Here is a 16130-nt window from a genome sequence, read left to right on the forward strand (position 1 = left end):
ACCTCTAACGCGATGCGTTGTCAACCTGAATCCGGAAATGCATCACTGTTTGCAGCTTTCCGACCAACCTGAATAGGCGTTAATCCGCATTCACGCGCAGCTAACAATTCTCGTCCATCGCGCCTTTCAACTGGCGGCCACCCGCTCGCCGCAAGGCCGACCTCGCACTACTGCGCTCATTCTGGAATAATCCGGGCCTTGACGGCCGCAATCGGCCATTTCATGTGGGTGCACTGTGCGGACGACTGACCTCGCTTTCCTGAAGCGCTTTTCGATGGTGATTGCCTTTCTGTTCCTGGTAATGGTGGGCCTGATCCTGTTTGCCCATCACCTGAACGGCAAGGTGGAATACCCCACCGATCCCGCCGCGCAACAGCGCCTGCAAGACCGCATTGGCCCGGTCGGTGCGGTATATGCCGGCGCCACCGGTGCTGCCGCGCAAGCCGCTGCCGCGGCTGCCGCCACGGCTGCGCTGACCGCCAATGTACCGTTTGAAGGCCGCACCGATGGCGCTGAAATCTTCAACAACGGCCCCTGCACCGGGTGTCATACCGCTGGCGTAGGTGGCGCGCCCAAGTTGGATAGTGCCGGCATCGGTGCCCGCGCCAGCGCACAGGGTATCGAGGAGTTGATCAAGAAGGCGACCGCAGGCTTCACCGGCACTGCCGGCACCATGCCCGCCAAGGGCGGCAATCCGGCGCTGACTGACGACCAGATCAAGGCAGTCGTCGAGTACATGGTGGCGCAAAGCAAGAAGTAACCGCGCGCATCGCATGCTTGCAAGCGCCGCCGCAGGGCGGCGTTTGTGTTTTGTGCACCAGGATAGAACACCATGCCTTGCCACTTGCGGCATCATGTTGACATGACAATCGGCACCACCACCTCTTGCAGCGTCCTTATTCCCGGCCCGGCCGGGCAGATCGAAGTCGCCTTTGACCCTGCCGAGGGCACGCCGCAGCCGCTGTTGGCGGTGGTTTGCCATCCCTTGCCTACCGAGGGCGGCACGATGCACAACAAGGTGGTGACCACCACCGCACGTGCCTTGCGCGAAACCGGGATCGCTACATTGCGCTTTAATTTCCGTGGCGTGGGTCACTCCGATGGCCAGTTCGACAACGGTCAAGGCGAGCTGGATGACCTGCGTGCCGTGGTCGCGTGGGCAGCGCTGCAGCATCCCGACAAGGCGCTGTGGCTGGCGGGGTTCAGCTTTGGTGCGTGGGTATCCCTGTGCGGCGCGGTGGACCTGAGAGCCAAAGCGCTGATCTCGATTGCCCCCCCCGTGGGCCGTAGTTGGGCGTTCGATGACATCGCGTTGCCGCAGGTGCCATGGTTGGTGATTCAGGGCCTGAGTGATGAAATCGTGGATGCACATGCGGTCCGCACTTGGATCAGTGGCTTACCGCAGCCGCCACAACTGATCGAAATGCCTGACACCAGTCATTTCTTCCATCGCAAATTGATTGACCTGCGCGGCCTGATCCGCAACAGCGTACGGAACTGGCTGCCGGCATGACGGCGGTGGCAACTCCGTCGCAGCGTTACGCTGCAGGCGTGGCGCGTGGCGATTGGTTGGACGACCCTGCGCAACACGCCGCGCTAACTGCGCTTGATCACATCCATCAGGCGCTGCTGGTGCCGCCACCTGCACGCAGCCTGTTCGCCCGCTGGTTCGATCACACCCCTGACGCCGGCCCGCAAGGCCTGTACTTGTGGGGTGGTGTTGGGCGTGGCAAGACGTTCCTGATCGATCTGTTTTTCGATGGCCTGCCGTTCAAGGAAAAACAGCGCACCCATTTCCATCGCTTTATGCGCGATGTGCATGCACGCCTGCGTGCGCACACCGGTGAAGCTGATCCGCTGGTAACCATTGCCCAAGAGTGGCGACACAGCCTGCGGATTTTGGTGCTGGATGAGTTCTTCGTCGATGATATCGGTGACGCGATGTTGTTGGGCCGCCTGCTGGAGCATCTGTTCGCACAGGGCGTGACCTTGGTCACCAGCTCCAATACCGCGCCGGTCAATCTGTACCAAGACGGCCTGCAACGCGCACGCTTCCTGCCGGCGATTGATTTGATTACCCGGCATTGCAATGTAGTCGAGCTAATCAGCAGCACCGATTATCGACTGCGCGCACTGACCCGCTCACCTGTCTATCGCACACCCCTGGATGCCAACGCCGATGCGTGGCTGGAGGAACGTTGGCAAGCGCTGGGCGGTGATGCTGCACATCGCGATGCCGGTATTGTCATCGACGACCGCCGCATTGCGGTGCGCGCACGTGGACAGGGCTTGTGCTGGTTCGATTTTGCCGCACTGTGCGAGGGTCCACGCGGCACTACCGACTACATTGAAATTGCCCGCGAATTTCACACCGTGTTGCTGGGCGGTATTCCGGCGTTTGATGCCAATAATGAGGATTCCGCGCAACGCTTCATCAACTTGATTGATGAAATGTACGACCGCCACGTCAATCTCGTGTGCACTGCGGCCAACCCTCCGATGGCACTGTACGCCGGGCAGCGTCTGCGCGGCGCATTCGAGCGCACCGCCTCGCGCTTGGTGGAAATGCAGTCCACCGACTATCTGTTGCAGCCCCATCGTTCATGCTCTGCTGGGGCTGGCCGCGCCCAGCCCGTTAGAATGGGCGGCATCACACCTGTTTGATTGCTAGGAATCCCGATGATGCCAGTGCCCCGCTTCCTGTGCCTGCTCCTCGCCGCTGTGGCTCTGACTGCCTGCAACCGCCAAGGCCCGCAGGTGCCCAAGCCTGTGGATGACAACACCAGCGTGCCGCAGCGCCACGACGATGGCGTGGAGTCGGTCGTCGTCAACCCGAATGCGGCCAAGGCCGGTGCCGAGGTCGATGGCAACGGCGACATCACCACCCCGCTGCGCGAATTCAAGAGCGGACAAACCGTGTACATCTCGGTGCCCACCAAGTTCGGTCGCAAGCAAGGCGAACGGCTGGAAGTGTTCTGGTTCAATCAGGGCAAATCGCAGAAAGAAGACACCAAGAACATCCAGGGGCCGTTCACGGTATTCGAATTCGCCCCCACCGATACCGGCGCCTACAATGTCGAGGTCGATGCCAATGGTCGACCGGTGGCGCTGGTGCAGTTCGAGGTCAAGTAAGGCCTGCAATGACCATCGAAGGTTCACTGTTGGGGCGCGAGGTTGTCTATCCCGCGCACTATGACCCGCGCCTGCTGTACCCGATCGCGCGGGCGCTGGCACGTGCGCAATTGGGGATTGATGGCAATGCATTGCCGTTCATCGGCCATGACCGCTGGCAAGCGTTCGAGCTGTCTTGGCTGAACCCTCATGGCTTGCCGCAGGTGGCCACCGCGACCCTGCAGGTGCCCGCTACCTCGGCCAATTTGATCGAATCCAAGTCGCTCAAGCTCTACCTCAACTCGTTCAACGCAAGCGTGTTTGAAAGTGCCGAGCATGTGCGTCTGCGGATTGCAGCGGACTTATCGCAAGCAGCCGGCGCACTGGTCAGCGTGCAATTTGGTGTGCCTGCCATCGGCAGCGACGATGCCGCCGGCAACCTGGATGTTCAAGACATCGCGATCACCTGTTATGGCCCGCCCGATGCCAGCCTGCTGCACGCCGATGCGGACAGCCTGGCAGAAGAGGCCCTGCACAGCGCGTTGCTCAAATCCAATTGCCCGGTCACCGGCCAACCCGACTGGGCCGATGTGAGCATTGCCTACTGCGGCCCACGCATCGACCGCGCCGGGTTGTTGCGCTATCTGGTCAGCTTCCGCGACCACGCCGAATTCCACGAACAATGCGTGGAACGTATCTTTATCGACATATTGGCCCACTGCCAGCCGCAACAATTGTCGGTGCATGCGCGCTACACCCGGCGCGGCGGTCTGGATATCAATCCGTGGCGCGCCACCCCCGGCAGCCCCGCGCCCAACGCGCAGCGCGCCCACCGGCAATAAAGCCATGCGCCTGCTGCACAGCTTGCCTCTGCTCGGCGTGCTGGCCGGCTGCCAACCCGCCACCACACCCGCCGCACGCATGCCAACGGCAACGCTGCCCGCAACCACCCCCGCCGCGATGCACTCGTTGCCATCCGCCAATACCCCTGCCATTGCCCGCATCGAATTGGGCAACGCGCTTGGCAGCGACCAGCGCGTGCTGGCCCCGATGTTGCGCTTTGCTCCCAGCGACACGATCTATGCGTCACTCGTACTCAGCGGCCAGTCCCCCACCCCGCACCGCCTTGATGCCCGCTGGAGCCACCTGGACAGCAAACAAACCGTGCTGGCCGAGGGTAAGACCTTGGTCTTCAACGGCAATGCCGTGACCACGTTCCAGATCAGCAGACCCAACGGCTGGCCAGCGGGCCACTACAAACTGGAGCTGCTGCTGGACCAGATGCTGGTACAAACGCGGTTGTTTGAAGTCGATGCGCCGCTGCCGGCTGCAAGCGTGGCGTCTGTCCGCTAGGCACCATTCGCGCAAATGGCGCGCCTGGAGGGGTGAGCGGCACCGCTTGCGAAGCGCAGCTTCGCGGTGGCAGTGAACGCCTTCGCGCTGTGTGCGAAGGCCGGCAATCACGACAGGAAGCCATCTGCAAGATGGCGCGCCTGGAGGGATTCGAACCCCCGACCAATGGCTTCGGAAGCCACTACTCTATCCGGCTGAGCTACAGGCGCGTTGCGCACGATGGCGGTGCATCGCGGACGCGCATTCTCGCATGATTGCACCAAAATGTGCCGCTGGTAGGCTAATGGGATGGCATCTTCTTCCCCTGTTGAGGCTCCCGAGCCGGATTGGCGCGCACGTTTGCGTCACTACGCACAATTGACCCGCGCCGATCGCCCGATCGGTTGGCTGTTGTTGTTGTGGCCCACATGGTGGGGATTGTGGCTGGCGGCCAAGGGCTTGCCGCCGGTGTGGCCGTTGCTGGTGTTCACTCTGGGGGTGTGGCTGACCCGCGCCGCCGGTTGCGTGATCAACGACTACGCCGACCGCTGGCTGGATGGCAGTGTGGCGCGCACCCAACAGCGGCCATTGGTCACCGGTGCGGTGTCCGGGCGCGAGGCGCTGGTCTTGTTTGCGCTGCTGATGCTGCTGGCATTTGCACTGGTGCTGACGCAGAACCGGCTGACCATTTACATGAGCGTGGTCGGCGTGGTCTTGGCGGCCAGTTATCCCTATTTGAAACGCCATACCTATCTGCCGCAGGTGTATTTGGGGATGGCATTTGGTTGGGGTATCCCGATGGGGTTTGCGGCGCTGACCGGCAGCGTGCCGAAACTGGCGTGGGTGTTGTATGTGGCCAATATCTTCTGGGCCACCGCGTATGACACTTGGTATGCGATGGTGGACCGCGACGACGATATCCGTATGGGCGCCAAATCCACCGCGATTTTGTTTGGCGACATGGATCTGGCCGCGCAGGCCGTGCTGTATTCCGGCATGCTTGCAGCGCTGGTGCTGGTGGGCCGCGACGCCGGCATGGGCCTGTATTTTTGGCTGGGGCTGGGGCTGGCCTGCGTGCTGGTGGTGTATCAGTTCGGGCTGGCGCGTGGACGCGAGCGCGAGGCCTGTTTCCGCGCGTTCTTGCACAACAACTGGGTGGGGATGGTGATCTTTGCCGGCATCGCCGCAGATTTCGCATTGCGCACGAAAGCGGCGGCGGCCTGAGGCTGCGCGGATCCAGGCAAGGCTGGATTTTTCTTGACGCCGCAATCGGTGACAATAAGCGCCTCCTCCGCGCCCGTGAACCGCCATGTCCAAGATCCTGTACACGCTGACCGATGAAGCGCCCTTCCTTGCCACGGCATCGTTTCTGCCCATCGTGCAGGCGTATGCGCGCAGCGCCGGCGTGGTGGTTGAAACCCGCGATATCTCGCTATCCGCACGGATTCTGGCGCAATTTCCGCAGTTGCTGGGCGAACGTGCGGTCAGTGATGATTTGGCCGAGTTGGGCGAGCTGGCCAAAACGCCGGAAGCCAACATCATCAAGCTGCCTAATATCAGCGCCTCGGTGCCGCAGCTGAAAGCGGCGATCAAGGAATTGCAGGACAAGGGCTACCCGCTGCCGGACTACCCAGACGCACCGCAGGGCGAGCGCGAAAAAGACATCAAGCAGCGTTACGACCGCACCAAGGGCAGCGCAGTGAATCCGGTGCTGCGCGAAGGCAATTCCGACCGTCGCGCACCGGCGTCGGTGAAGGCGTATGCCAAGAAGCATCCGCACCGCATGGGCAAATGGGATGCAGCTTCGCAATCGCATGTTGCAAACATGGAGTCCGGCGATTTCTACGGCAGCGAGCAGTCTTACACCATGGTCAATCCGGGCAATGTGCGGATTGAATACACCAGCGTGACTGGCAGCAGTTTCCCGCTACGCGGGCCGGTGCCGGTGCAGGCCGGTGAGGTGATCGATGCGGCGGTGCTGGATGCCAAGGCGCTGGCCGATTTCGTGGATGCGCAGATTGCAGACGCCAAGGCACGCGATGTGCTGTTCTCGCTGCATTTGAAAGCCACCATGATGAAGGTCAGCGACCCGATCATGTTTGGCATCGTGGTGTCGCGTTTTTACGCACCTGTGCTGGAAAAACACCCGCGTACGCTGGCCGAAATCGGGTTTGATCCCAATAACGGCATCGGTGATTTGTACGCCAAGCTGGGTCAGTTGCCGGAATCACAACGCGCTGCAATCGAGGCCGACATCAGCGCGCTGTACGCGCAGCGACCGGCGCTGGCAATGGTGAACTCCGACAAGGGCATCACCAATTTGCATGTGCCGTCGGACGTGATCGTGGACGCATCGATGCCGGCGATGATCCGCGACAGCGGCAAGATGTGGAACGCACAAGGCCAGCTGCAGGACACCAAGGCACTGATTCCAGATCGTAATTATTCGGGCATCTATCAAGCGGTAATCGACGATTGCAAGGAACACGGCGCGTTCGATCCGGCCACCATGGGCAGCGTGCCGAATGTGGGCCTGATGGCGCAGGCCGCCGAAGAATACGGCAGCCACGACAAGACCTTCAAAATCAGTGGCGATGGCACCGTGCGCGTGATTGACGAGCACGGCACCGTGTTGTTGCAGCACCCAGTCAAGGCGGGTGATATCTGGCGCATGTGCCAGACCAAGGATGCGGCCATTCGTGACTGGGTCAAACTCGCGGTGACCCGTGCGCGCCTGTCGAATACGCCGGTGATTTTCTGGTTGGATCCGCGTCGCGACCATGACCGTGGCTTGGTCGCCAAAGTGGCCGCCTACCTCAATGAGCACGACACCAATGGCCTTGATATCAGCATCCTGAGTCCGATCCGTGCGATGCGGCAAACCCTCAAGCGCGTGCGCGCAGGCTTGGACACGATCGCCGCCACCGGCAATGTGCTGCGCGACTATCTGACCGACCTGTTCCCGATCATGGAGCTGGGCACCAGCGCCAAAATGCTATCCATCGTGCCGCTGATGAATGGCGGTGGCTTGTTCGAAACCGGTGCCGGTGGCAGCGCGCCCAAGCATGTCCAGCAGTTCTTGGAAGAAGACTATTTGCGCTGGGATTCGCTGGGTGAATTTTTGGCGTTGGGGGCTTCGTTTGAACACCTGGCCAACACCACCGGCAACCAGACCGCGCAGGTGTTGGCCGATGCACTGGATGCAGCCAACGCACTGTTCCTCGACAACGACCGCTCGCCAGGCCGCAAGTTGGGCACCATTGATAATCGCGGCAGCCATTTCTATGTGGCGCTGTACTGGGCACAAGCCTTGGCCGCGCAAACCACCGATCCTGCACTGGCAGCGAAATTTGCCGTACTGGCCAAAACCCTGACCGATAACGAAGCCAAAATCGTGGAGGAGTTGATCGCCGTGCAGGGCAAACCGGTCGACATCGGCGGCTACTACCAACCACAGATGGACAAGTTGGTGCCGGCGATGCGGCCATCGGCAACGCTTAATGCCGCACTCGCCACACTGTAAATTTTTTTGCGTCCAAGCCCCCCCCACGCAGCCCGGCTATCCGCCGGGCTGCGTGCATTTGCGGCTACGATGGCCGCACACCCCTGTGAGGTCTTCCGCATGCTCCGCTCCATTGTGATCAGCCTTGCCGCCTTGCTGGCGTGCAGTGCCACCCATGCCGCGCCCGCACCGGCCGACAAACCGACGGCGGCCAGGCCGCACGCCAAGCCGCATGCCACCGCGTTTGATGCCGCCATCAACGGCAGCTGGCGCAATGCCAAAGACCGCGCGCGCGACCAATACCGCCACCCGGCGCAGACGCTGGCGTTCTTTGGGGTGAAACCGGATGACACCGTGGTTGAAATCACTCCCGGTGGCGGTTGGTATGCCGACATCCTGGCACCTTACCTGCGCAACCGTGGCCACTATGCTGCCGCGATTTGGGATGACGCCATCCCCAATCAGCCCGAGTACCGTTACCGCCTGAACAAGGCGTTGAGAGAAAAGTTTTCGGCGGCACCACAGATCTATGGCACCCCGGCGTTACCGGTGTTTGACCCGGCCAAGCCGGTGTTCGGCACTCCGGGGTCGGCCGACATGGTGCTGACCTTCCGCAATGCGCATAACTGGGTGGCCGATGGCAATGCCGATACCTATTTCCGCGCCTTTTTCGACGTGCTCAAACCCGGTGGCACCTTGGGTGTGGCCGATCATCGCGCCAAGCCCGGGACATCGTTGGAGACGATGAAAAAAACCGGCTATTTGACCGAAGCCCTGGTCATCCAATTGGCCACCCAGGCCGGTTTCAAACTGGAGGCCAAAAGTCAGATCAATGCCAACCCGAAAGACAATGCCAATCATCCCAATGGCGTGTGGACATTGCCGCCCACCAATCAGCACGACGCCGCTGACGATGCCAAGTATCAAGCGATTGGTGAAAGCGACCGCATGACCCTGCGGTTTCGCAAACCGCGCTGAGTTGCGGATGCTGATTGCCTTCAACAAGCCTTTCAACGTGCTGTGTCAGTTCACCGACCGCAGCACGCCAACGCGGGGCACGCTGGCCGAGTTTGACCTGCCGGCAGGGGTGTATGCGGCGGGACGGCTGGATTTTGACTCCGAGGGCTTGTTGCTGCTCACCGACGATGGCGCGTTGGCACATCGCCTCACCGACCCGCGTCATAAGCTGTCCAAAACCTATTGGGTGCAGGTGGAAGGCACGCCACAGGACGCGCAACTTGTGGCGTTGCGACAAGGCGTGTTGCTGAACGATGGCCGCACCTTGCCGGCGCAAGTGCGGCGCATCGAAACACCACCACTGTGGCCACGTGACCCGCCGGTGCGATTTCGCAAAACCGTGCCGGATGCCTGGATCGAACTGCTGATCCACGAAGGCCGCAACCGACAAGTGCGGCGGATGACGGCAGCGGTGGGCTTGCCCACATTGCGGCTGGTGCGGGTGGCAATTGGCAAGCACACGCTGCAAGACCTGCAACCGGGGCAATGGCGAGGTGTGGACAAACAGTAATGCCACCCGTGCCCGCTGTTTGTTAACGTAGCAGCTGATTTCGTGAACGATACTTGCGCGGATGCCTCATCGAGTTGTCACTAAGGGTCGCGTACTGGTTGTAATGCCCGAACCCAGTACCGATGCGGTATTGGTGCAGCGGCTGCTGCAAGACGGGCACCACGTGGAGGTCTGCGGTGGCGAGTCTGCGGTGGCAACCGCCGTGGCCCAGCAACCGGATTTAATCGTGCTCGATACCCCGCTGCCTGGCGCCGTCGGGCTGCCGGTGCTGGGCGCTTTGCAACAATCGAGCGTGCGCGCAATTCCGGTCGTGTTTTTGACCGTCGCGCATGATCACCAGCGGCTACTCAATGCCTTCGCCGCTGGCGCGGTGGCCTGTATCCGCAAGCCCTATGACGACAATGAAGTGCTGGCGCATATCCGCGTGCATTTGTCGCTCAAGCTGACCCAAGACCGCTTGGCGCAAGTGGCGCGTGAGCGTGAAGAACTCCTGAATTTGGTCGCGCATGATTTGAAGAACCCACTGGCCAGTGTGCTGTTTGCCAGTGAAATGCTGGCGCTACCGGATTGCAAACCCGAACGCAGGCCGCGCTATTTGCAAATCATCGACGACAGCACGCGCGAAGCCTTGGGCTATATCCGCAGCTATCTGCAAAGCCAAGCCAAGCCGGCATCCGCATTGCCGCGCAACACGCACACCTGCGCGCATCTGGCCGACATCGTGCAGTGGCTGGCCGCGCGCTATGAATTGCAACTGGAAGCCAGCGGGCTGCACCTCCACATCCACACCACCAGCAGCACCGCCTGTGTCGCCATCAGCGACCAACTGATGCGTCAGGTGGGTGAGAATTTGGTCAGCAACGCGTTGAAATATGCCCGTGCAGGCGGCGAACTGGAATTGCTGATCCGCAACGGACGCCAAGGGACGTGGCAACTGGTGGCGCAAGACCGTGGCCCGGGCGTGTCCGCCGATTTCCAGGCAAACCTGTTTCAGCCCTTCCAACGCGCCGCAGGACCGGCCGAGGTTAACGACCACTCCAGCGGCCTGGGTTTGGCGCTGTCGCGCCAATGGATTGCCAATGCCGGCGGCAATCTGTGGTACGAAGACCGCGAAGAGCGCGGCGCACGCTTTGTGGTGGAACTACCCGAAGCCGATTGCGCGCATTGCTTCGGGTAACCGGGATTACACGCCGTATTCGTCCTGTTCGGCATCGGCGTGTCGCAGGCGTGTGGCTTGGCCATCAATCACCGCGGATTTTTTGGCCCGCTGGCGCGCCGCGTACCAAAGCACCCCCGCGCCGACCACCGCCGCCCCCACCAACACCGGGTTGCGCCGCACAAACGTGCCCGCCACTTTCGAGCCGGCCCGCAACGCACCAATGGCAGCACCGGTTTCCAGCCATTGCACCGCTTTGTCCGGCACCTTCTTGCGCAAGCCGTCGCCAATCTCGCCGATCAACTCCAGCGCGCGATCTTGTGCTTTGTCGAGTTTGCTCATGACGTACTCCTTGGCTGTGTACGGATGGTCTGATTCGAGTATGGCGATATTTGGGTCGCCTTGCAGTACCCCGTGTCCGGTCATTCAGGTGCCACGCGGTTTGGCGCGATGGGTGGCGGTGGCATTCCACGGGTCGTCCGGCCATGGGTGGCGCGGGTAGCGGCCTTTCATTTCCTTTTTCACTTCGGCATAGGTATTGGCCCAGAAGTTGTGCAGGTCGGCGGTCACTTGCAGCGGTTTTCCGCCGGGCGAGAGCAGATGCAGCAGCAGCGGCACGCGGCCATCGGCAATACGCGGGGTGTGCGCCAGCCCGAACAATTCCTGCAACTTCACCGCCAGCACCGGCGATGCCGGTTGGCCGTGGTCATCAAGCGGGTACTCGATCGCCCGTTGCAAGCCCGAAGGCACGTTGATGTGGGTGGGCGCGAACTGGTCGATGCGTTGCCGCAGGCTCCAGTTGATGCCGGATTTCAATGCGCCGGAAAGTTCACTGGGGTCGAGGGCATCCAGGCGCGTCTTGCCGCTGAAGGCGGGCTTCAACCATGTCTCCAGTGTGGCAAGCAGCGCGACATCCGATAGATCCGGCAGGCCCAGCTCCGGCATCCACACCCGTAGGCATTGCACACGGTTGCACCATTGCGTGAGCGCTTCACTCCACGGCAAACAGCCCAATCCCAAGTCACGCACCGCATCGATCAAGGCCTGCGCGGCCAACGCAGGATCCACTTTTCCGGCAGATTTTGTTGCCAGCACGATGCCATCGAAGCGTTCAACGCGCTCGCTCAGCAGCGCACGTTTGCCGGCATCCCAACGGACGTCATCGCTGGTTTGAAAATGCGCGGCGAAGGCGTGGCGCAGATACACATCATCCACCGGTGCAGCGCGCAGCAGCAACGCATCCTTGGCCTCGAAACGCAGCTCGCTGGCCACCAGCCACGGCTCGCCATACAACGCGGAATCGTCGAACAAGCGCAACATGCGGCCGTTGGCCAGCTGATAGCGTTTGGGGTCTTGCGGATGCTGTTTGCCGATGCGGTCGGGAAAGGCGTGCGCCAGCAGATCGCCCAGTGCATGCGCAGGTGCAGAGGCGGGCGGCAGCGCCGTACAACGCAGGCGGCGGCGCCATTGTTTGGCCGCGGTATCCATCGCTGCCAAGCCGCTGCGGTTGGCATCGACGGGCACCCGACCATTGCGAAATGCCGCCAAGGCCTGCCAGCGCTGCGCCAGCGCATCGGACCGTGTGCGCAGCGGATCCCGCGCTTCCACCAGCGCGGCAAGATCACAAGCCAATGCCACCTGCTGCGGCTCGCCGCTTGCCAGCAGCATGGCAGCCAAACGTGGATGCGTGCCCAAGCCGAGCATGCGTTTGCCGCGTGCGGTGATGGCGCCTTGCGCATCCAGCGCACCCAGCCTCTGCAACACCTCCCGCCCCGCCGCCAATGCGCCGGAGGGCGGCGCATCCACGAAACGCAATTCACTACTCCCCCACACGGCCAATTCCAGCGCCAGTGCCGCCAATTCCACCTGCGCGATTTCCGGTTTGCGCTGCGGCTCCAAGCGCTGCGATTGTGGCCACAAGCGATACGCCCAACCGTCGGCCACGCGCCCGGCGCGGCCGGCGCGCTGGTCGGCACTGGCTTGCGATATGGCCACGGTTTCCAGGCGCGAAAACCCGCTGTTGGGCTCAAATTTCGGCTCGCGTGCCAACCCGGCATCAATCACCACGCGCACCCCTGGCAGGGTGACGGAGGATTCCGCCACATTGGTCGCCAACACCACGCGGCGGCGACCATCTGCCGCAGCTTGCAACACGTGGGTTTGTTGTTCGAGGGGGAGCTCGCCGTGCAGGGGCAGCACCTCGATGGTCGAAAGCTGTGATGCCGGTACCTGGGGTGTTGCGTCAAGCGCGCCATGGATGGCGCGCGCCCGAATCGGGGCAGGATGCCCCGACTGAGGGGAAAGCAGCACCCCAGGTACCGGCAGCGCAGCCGCGAGTAGCCGCTCCACCTTCGCAATCTCCCTCTGCCCCGGCAGGAACACCAACAGATCCCCCGGATGCGTCGCCAGCGCATGTTCCACGCAGCGCCGCACTTGGTGCTCCAACGCTTCTTCACGCTTGGCAGGGAAATGCGAAACTGCGACCGGATAACTTCGCCCCGCACTGGACAGCCGCGGAGCATCCAGGAAGCTGGCGAGTTTTTCGCCATCCAGGGTGGCCGACATCAGCACGATGCGCAGGTCTTCGCGCAGCCCCGCTTGCACATCCAGTGCCAGCGCCAACCCCAAATCGCCGCTTAAATGGCGTTCGTGGAATTCATCAAAAACAATCGCGCCGATCCCTTCCAACAACGGGTCATCCTGCAACATGCGGGTGAGGATGCCTTCCGTGACGACCTCGATACGCGTCTTTGCCGACACCTTGTTTTCAAACCGAATGCGGTAGCCAACGGTTTGGCCAACCTCTTCACCCAACTGCTTGGCCATGAATACGGCAGCGCTGCGCGCAGCCACCCGGCGCGGTTCCAACATCACGATTTTCTTGCCGTCCAACCAATCGGCATCCACCAGTGCCAGCGGCACCTGGGTAGTCTTGCCCGCCCCGGGCGGGGCTTCCAGCACCAGGCGTGGATGCAGCGCGAGCGATGCGCGGATGTCTGCCAGCAGCGGCGCGATGGGAAATGAGGTTGACGACATCGCTAAAGATTAACCGCCCGCCACCCAAAACCACTGCCACCTGCGAAGGGATACGCCATAACGTTGACCCTCACGCAGCAGCAGCGTAGCCTTGCCGCGCCTGCCTTGGATGGTGTGTGTCATCGCCCCCAAGCCCGGCATTCCCAGGAGATTTTCACGATGCCAAGCGACAGTTGCAGTCGATTGCCCATGCTGTCGTTGCGCGCACCGGACTGATTGTTGACCGGCTCACGCGGCGACAGCCGCAACCTTGTTCACAGAGGTGAGCCATGACCCCGATCTTGCAGGCGGTAGCGCCTGAGTTGTTGCCCTTTGCATCGCAAAATATTGCCGATGCCGTTGAGTCCTTGAATGCCCGCAGCCTTGATGCGGCCACCGACATTGTTGCGGGCTTGCCGCTGGCCCGCGTCATCGACATGTTCGACCGCCCCGAGCTGCAACGCGCCGGCAACTTGATTGCGCGGATGCCGGATGCACGTGCCGCTGCGCTGCTGGAAGGCATGGCCGATGACCGCGCCGCCGACGTGCTGCTGGAGTTGGACGAAGCCGACCGCACACGGCTGTCCGGGCGGATGCGCAGCGGCACCCTGGAGGCCCTGCGCCAGCTGATGCGCTACCCGCCGCATACTGCGGGCAGCCTGATGACCACCGAATTTGTGTCGGTTCCCGCCGATTGGACGGTGGCGCAAACCTTGGCGCATATCCGCGATGTCGAGCGCAGCCGCGAAACCGTGTACGCCATCTACCTGTTGGATCCCGCCACACATGCATTAGTGCGCACGGTGTCACTGCGGCGCTTGGTGGCCGGCGAACCGGATGCCCCCGCGCTGTCGCAAGCGCAACGCACCGAACCGGTGTGGGTGTCGGCCAGCACCGACCAGGAAGAAGTGGCGCGCTTGATTCGTCGCCATGACTTGCTGGCGATCCCAGTGTTGGATGAAGCCCGGCATGTGCTGGGCGTGGTGACGGTGGATGACGTACTGGATGCGCTGATTGCCGAAGGCACCGAAGACGCGCACAAATTCGGGGGCATGCAGGCCATCGCGCAGCCGTACATCAATACCGGGTTTTGGGCGATGATCAAAAAACGCGCCGGCTGGTTGTGCGCGTTATTCCTGGGTGAAATGCTCACCGCCAGCGCGATGCAGCATTTCGATGACGAGCTGGCCAAAGCGGTGGTGTTGACCTTGTTCATTCCCCTGATCATGAGCTCGGGCGGCAACTCTGGCTCGCAGGCGACCTCGTTGCTGATCCGCAGCTTGGCCTTGGGCGAAGTGCGCTTGCGCGACTGGTGGAAAGTGGCCTTGCGCGAATTGCCCACCGGCATGTTGCTGGGCGCCATGCTGGGTGCGATCGCCATCATCCGCATCAGCATTTGGCAATACGGCGGCATCTACGACTATGGCCCGCATTGGGTATTGCTGGCGCTGACCGTGGCGGCGGCCTTGATTGGCATTGTCAGTTTTGGTTCGTTGACCGGCTCGATGCTGCCATTTGCACTGCAACGGCTGGGCTTCGACCCGGCCAGTGCCTCGGCACCGTTTGTGGCCACCTTGGTCGATGTCACCGGCCTCGTTATCTATTTCAGCATCGCCGCAATGATCTTGGGCGGCACGCTGTTGTGAGTGACACAGGTAACATCACGCCATGGATTTGATCGACATCGGCCTGAACCTCAGCCACGACAGCTTCGACCGCGACCGCGAAGCGGTGTGGCAACGCGCCGTGGCGGCGGGGGTGACGCGCGCCATCCTGACCGGCGCATCCCGCGAACATTCGCCCAAGGCACTCGAATTGGCGCGCAGCAAACCCGGGCAGTGGTTTGCCACCGCCGGTGTGCACCCACACCACGCCAGCGAATACACCGCCGAATGCGATGCCGAGCTACGCGCCCTGCACGCGCACGCGGAAGTGGTGGCGGTGGGCGAATGCGGGCTGGATTACTTTCGCGATTTTTCGCCGCGCCCGGCGCAACGCAGTGCGTTCGAAAAACAGTTGCAGATTGCAGTAGACACGCAAAAGCCGCTGTTCCTGCATCAGCGCGATGCGCATGCCGACTTCATGGCGATGCTGCAAAACTTTGATGGCCAGCTTGGCCCGCGGGTGGTGCATTGCTTTACCGGCAGCCGCGAGGAGCTGTTCGACTATCTGGATCAGGACTGGCATATCGGCATCACCGGCTGGCTGTGTGACGAGCGTCGTGGCGTGCATCTGCGCGAACTGGTGAAGCACATTCCCGCCCAGCGTTTGATGATCGAAACCGACGCGCCGTACCTGTTGCCGCGCACGATTTCGCCGATGCCCAAAGACCGCCGCAACGAGCCGATGTATCTGGCGCATATCGTGGAGGAATTGGCGCGTGATCGCGGTGAAGCGGCGGACGTGACCGCCGCCCACAGCAGTGCCACCGCCCGTGCATTTTTCCGTTTGCCGGACGTTATTCAAAATTAGTGTACTTGTTGGTT

At 62.0% G+C, this 16130-nt stretch carries 14 protein-coding genes, 1 tRNA gene and 1 pseudogene; 13 read left to right on the top strand and 3 right to left on the bottom strand.

What is annotated here, in order from left to right:
* Nucleotides 1-235: 235 nt before the first annotated feature.
* From QWB57_RS08940 to QWB57_RS08965, 6 genes and pseudogenes are all read left to right on the top strand, one after another.
* The gene (locus QWB57_RS08940) at nt 236-760 is read left to right on the top strand and encodes a c-type cytochrome (RefSeq protein ID WP_223629013.1); all 525 of its coding nucleotides are present in this window, start codon (nt 236-238) and stop codon (nt 758-760) included.
* Between the two features lie 102 nt (nt 761-862).
* The gene (locus QWB57_RS08945) at nt 863-1513 is read left to right on the top strand and encodes an alpha/beta fold hydrolase (protein ID WP_223629012.1); all 651 of its coding nucleotides are present in this window, start codon (nt 863-865) and stop codon (nt 1511-1513) included.
* Nucleotides 1510-2604, top strand: a pseudogene (gene zapE, locus QWB57_RS08950) (cell division protein ZapE); the annotation flags it as partial. The gene QWB57_RS08945 and the pseudogene zapE, both read left to right, overlap by 4 nt.
* Nucleotides 2605-2679: 75 nt before the next feature.
* Nucleotides 2680-3132 (top strand): hypothetical protein, encoded by a 453-nt coding sequence (locus QWB57_RS08955; protein ID WP_223629008.1) that lies wholly within the window; start codon nt 2680-2682, stop codon nt 3130-3132.
* Between the two features lie 8 nt (nt 3133-3140).
* Entirely contained in the window at nt 3141-3953 is an 813-nt protein-coding gene (gene queF / locus QWB57_RS08960) for an NADPH-dependent 7-cyano-7-deazaguanine reductase QueF (RefSeq protein WP_223629006.1), read from the top strand.
* A 4-nt stretch (nt 3954-3957) separates the two neighbouring features.
* Nucleotides 3958-4464 (top strand): hypothetical protein, encoded by a 507-nt coding sequence (locus tag QWB57_RS08965; protein WP_223629002.1) that lies wholly within the window; start codon nt 3958-3960, stop codon nt 4462-4464.
* 132 nt (nt 4465-4596) lie between these two features.
* On the opposite strand, the gene QWB57_RS08970 is transcribed toward QWB57_RS08965, so the two are convergent.
* Nucleotides 4597-4673: transfer RNA gene (locus tag QWB57_RS08970), tRNA-Arg, on the bottom strand.
* Between the two features lie 79 nt (nt 4674-4752).
* On the opposite strand from QWB57_RS08970, the gene ubiA reads away from it, so the two are divergent.
* From ubiA to QWB57_RS08995, 5 genes are all read left to right on the top strand, one after another.
* Complete coding sequence (gene ubiA, locus QWB57_RS08975; RefSeq protein WP_288969202.1) at nt 4753-5667, top strand: 4-hydroxybenzoate octaprenyltransferase; 915 nt, start codon at nt 4753-4755, stop codon at nt 5665-5667.
* An 85-nt stretch (nt 5668-5752) separates the two neighbouring features.
* Nucleotides 5753-7966 (top strand): NADP-dependent isocitrate dehydrogenase, encoded by a 2214-nt coding sequence (locus QWB57_RS08980; RefSeq protein WP_223628996.1) that lies wholly within the window; start codon nt 5753-5755, stop codon nt 7964-7966.
* A gap of 99 nt (nt 7967-8065) precedes the next feature.
* Complete coding sequence (locus QWB57_RS08985; RefSeq protein ID WP_288969204.1) at nt 8066-8923, top strand: methyltransferase; 858 nt, start codon at nt 8066-8068, stop codon at nt 8921-8923.
* A 7-nt stretch (nt 8924-8930) separates the two neighbouring features.
* Nucleotides 8931-9473 carry a pseudouridine synthase gene (locus QWB57_RS08990; RefSeq protein ID WP_288969206.1) on the top strand — a complete coding sequence of 181 codons (543 nt, stop codon included), beginning with the start codon at nt 8931-8933 and terminating at the stop codon, nt 9471-9473.
* Between the two features lie 103 nt (nt 9474-9576).
* Nucleotides 9577-10650 (top strand): HAMP domain-containing sensor histidine kinase, encoded by a 1074-nt coding sequence (locus QWB57_RS08995; protein WP_288969207.1) that lies wholly within the window; start codon nt 9577-9579, stop codon nt 10648-10650.
* 6 nt (nt 10651-10656) lie between these two features.
* Here the strand turns inward: QWB57_RS08995 and QWB57_RS09000 are convergent, their stop codons facing one another.
* Nucleotides 10657-10971: a hypothetical protein gene (locus tag QWB57_RS09000; protein ID WP_223628981.1), complete on the bottom strand. Its 315-nt coding sequence runs from the start codon at nt 10969-10971 to the stop codon at nt 10657-10659.
* Nucleotides 10972-11055: 84 nt separating this feature from the next.
* Nucleotides 11056-13665, bottom strand: a complete 2610-nt coding sequence (hrpB, locus tag QWB57_RS09005) for an ATP-dependent helicase HrpB (protein WP_288969209.1) — start codon at nt 13663-13665, stop codon at nt 11056-11058.
* A gap of 269 nt (nt 13666-13934) precedes the next feature.
* Between hrpB and mgtE the strand changes: the two genes are divergently transcribed.
* On the top strand, nt 13935-15290 hold the full coding sequence (mgtE, locus tag QWB57_RS09010; protein WP_223628975.1) for a magnesium transporter: 1356 nt from the start codon (nt 13935-13937) through the stop codon (nt 15288-15290).
* A gap of 22 nt (nt 15291-15312) precedes the next feature.
* Complete coding sequence (locus tag QWB57_RS09015) at nt 15313-16116, top strand: TatD family hydrolase (RefSeq protein ID WP_288969211.1); 804 nt, start codon at nt 15313-15315, stop codon at nt 16114-16116.
* The last annotated feature ends 14 nt before the right edge of the window (nt 16117-16130 follow it).

Source organism: uncultured Thermomonas sp., assembly GCF_937872235.1.
GTDB classification, from domain to species: Bacteria; Pseudomonadota; Gammaproteobacteria; order Xanthomonadales; family Xanthomonadaceae; genus Thermomonas; species Thermomonas beijingensis.

Bases quoted from the DNA above. Each gene is read 5' to 3' on its own strand.
- QWB57_RS08980 (WP_223628996.1), top strand. From the start codon at position 5,753: ATGTCCAAGATCCTGTACACGCTGACCGATGAAGCGCCCTTCCTTGCC.
- mgtE (WP_223628975.1), top strand. From the start codon at position 13,935: ATGACCCCGATCTTGCAGGCGGTAGCGCCTGAGTTGTTGCCCTTTGCA.
- QWB57_RS09000 (WP_223628981.1), bottom strand. From the start codon at position 10,971: ATGAGCAAACTCGACAAAGCACAAGATCGCGCGCTGGAGTTGATCGGC.
- QWB57_RS08995 (WP_288969207.1), top strand. From the start codon at position 9,577: ATGCCCGAACCCAGTACCGATGCGGTATTGGTGCAGCGGCTGCTGCAA.
- hrpB (WP_288969209.1), bottom strand. From the start codon at position 13,665: ATGTCGTCAACCTCATTTCCCATCGCGCCGCTGCTGGCAGACATCCGC.
- QWB57_RS09015 (WP_288969211.1), top strand. From the start codon at position 15,313: ATGGATTTGATCGACATCGGCCTGAACCTCAGCCACGACAGCTTCGAC.
- QWB57_RS08985 (WP_288969204.1), top strand. From the start codon at position 8,066: ATGCTCCGCTCCATTGTGATCAGCCTTGCCGCCTTGCTGGCGTGCAGT.
- QWB57_RS08990 (WP_288969206.1), top strand. From the start codon at position 8,931: ATGCTGATTGCCTTCAACAAGCCTTTCAACGTGCTGTGTCAGTTCACC.
- QWB57_RS08945 (WP_223629012.1), top strand. From the start codon at position 863: ATGACAATCGGCACCACCACCTCTTGCAGCGTCCTTATTCCCGGCCCG.
- QWB57_RS08965 (WP_223629002.1), top strand. From the start codon at position 3,958: ATGCGCCTGCTGCACAGCTTGCCTCTGCTCGGCGTGCTGGCCGGCTGC.
- queF (WP_223629006.1), top strand. From the start codon at position 3,141: ATGACCATCGAAGGTTCACTGTTGGGGCGCGAGGTTGTCTATCCCGCG.
- QWB57_RS08955 (WP_223629008.1), top strand. From the start codon at position 2,680: ATGATGCCAGTGCCCCGCTTCCTGTGCCTGCTCCTCGCCGCTGTGGCT.
- ubiA (WP_288969202.1), top strand. From the start codon at position 4,753: ATGGCATCTTCTTCCCCTGTTGAGGCTCCCGAGCCGGATTGGCGCGCA.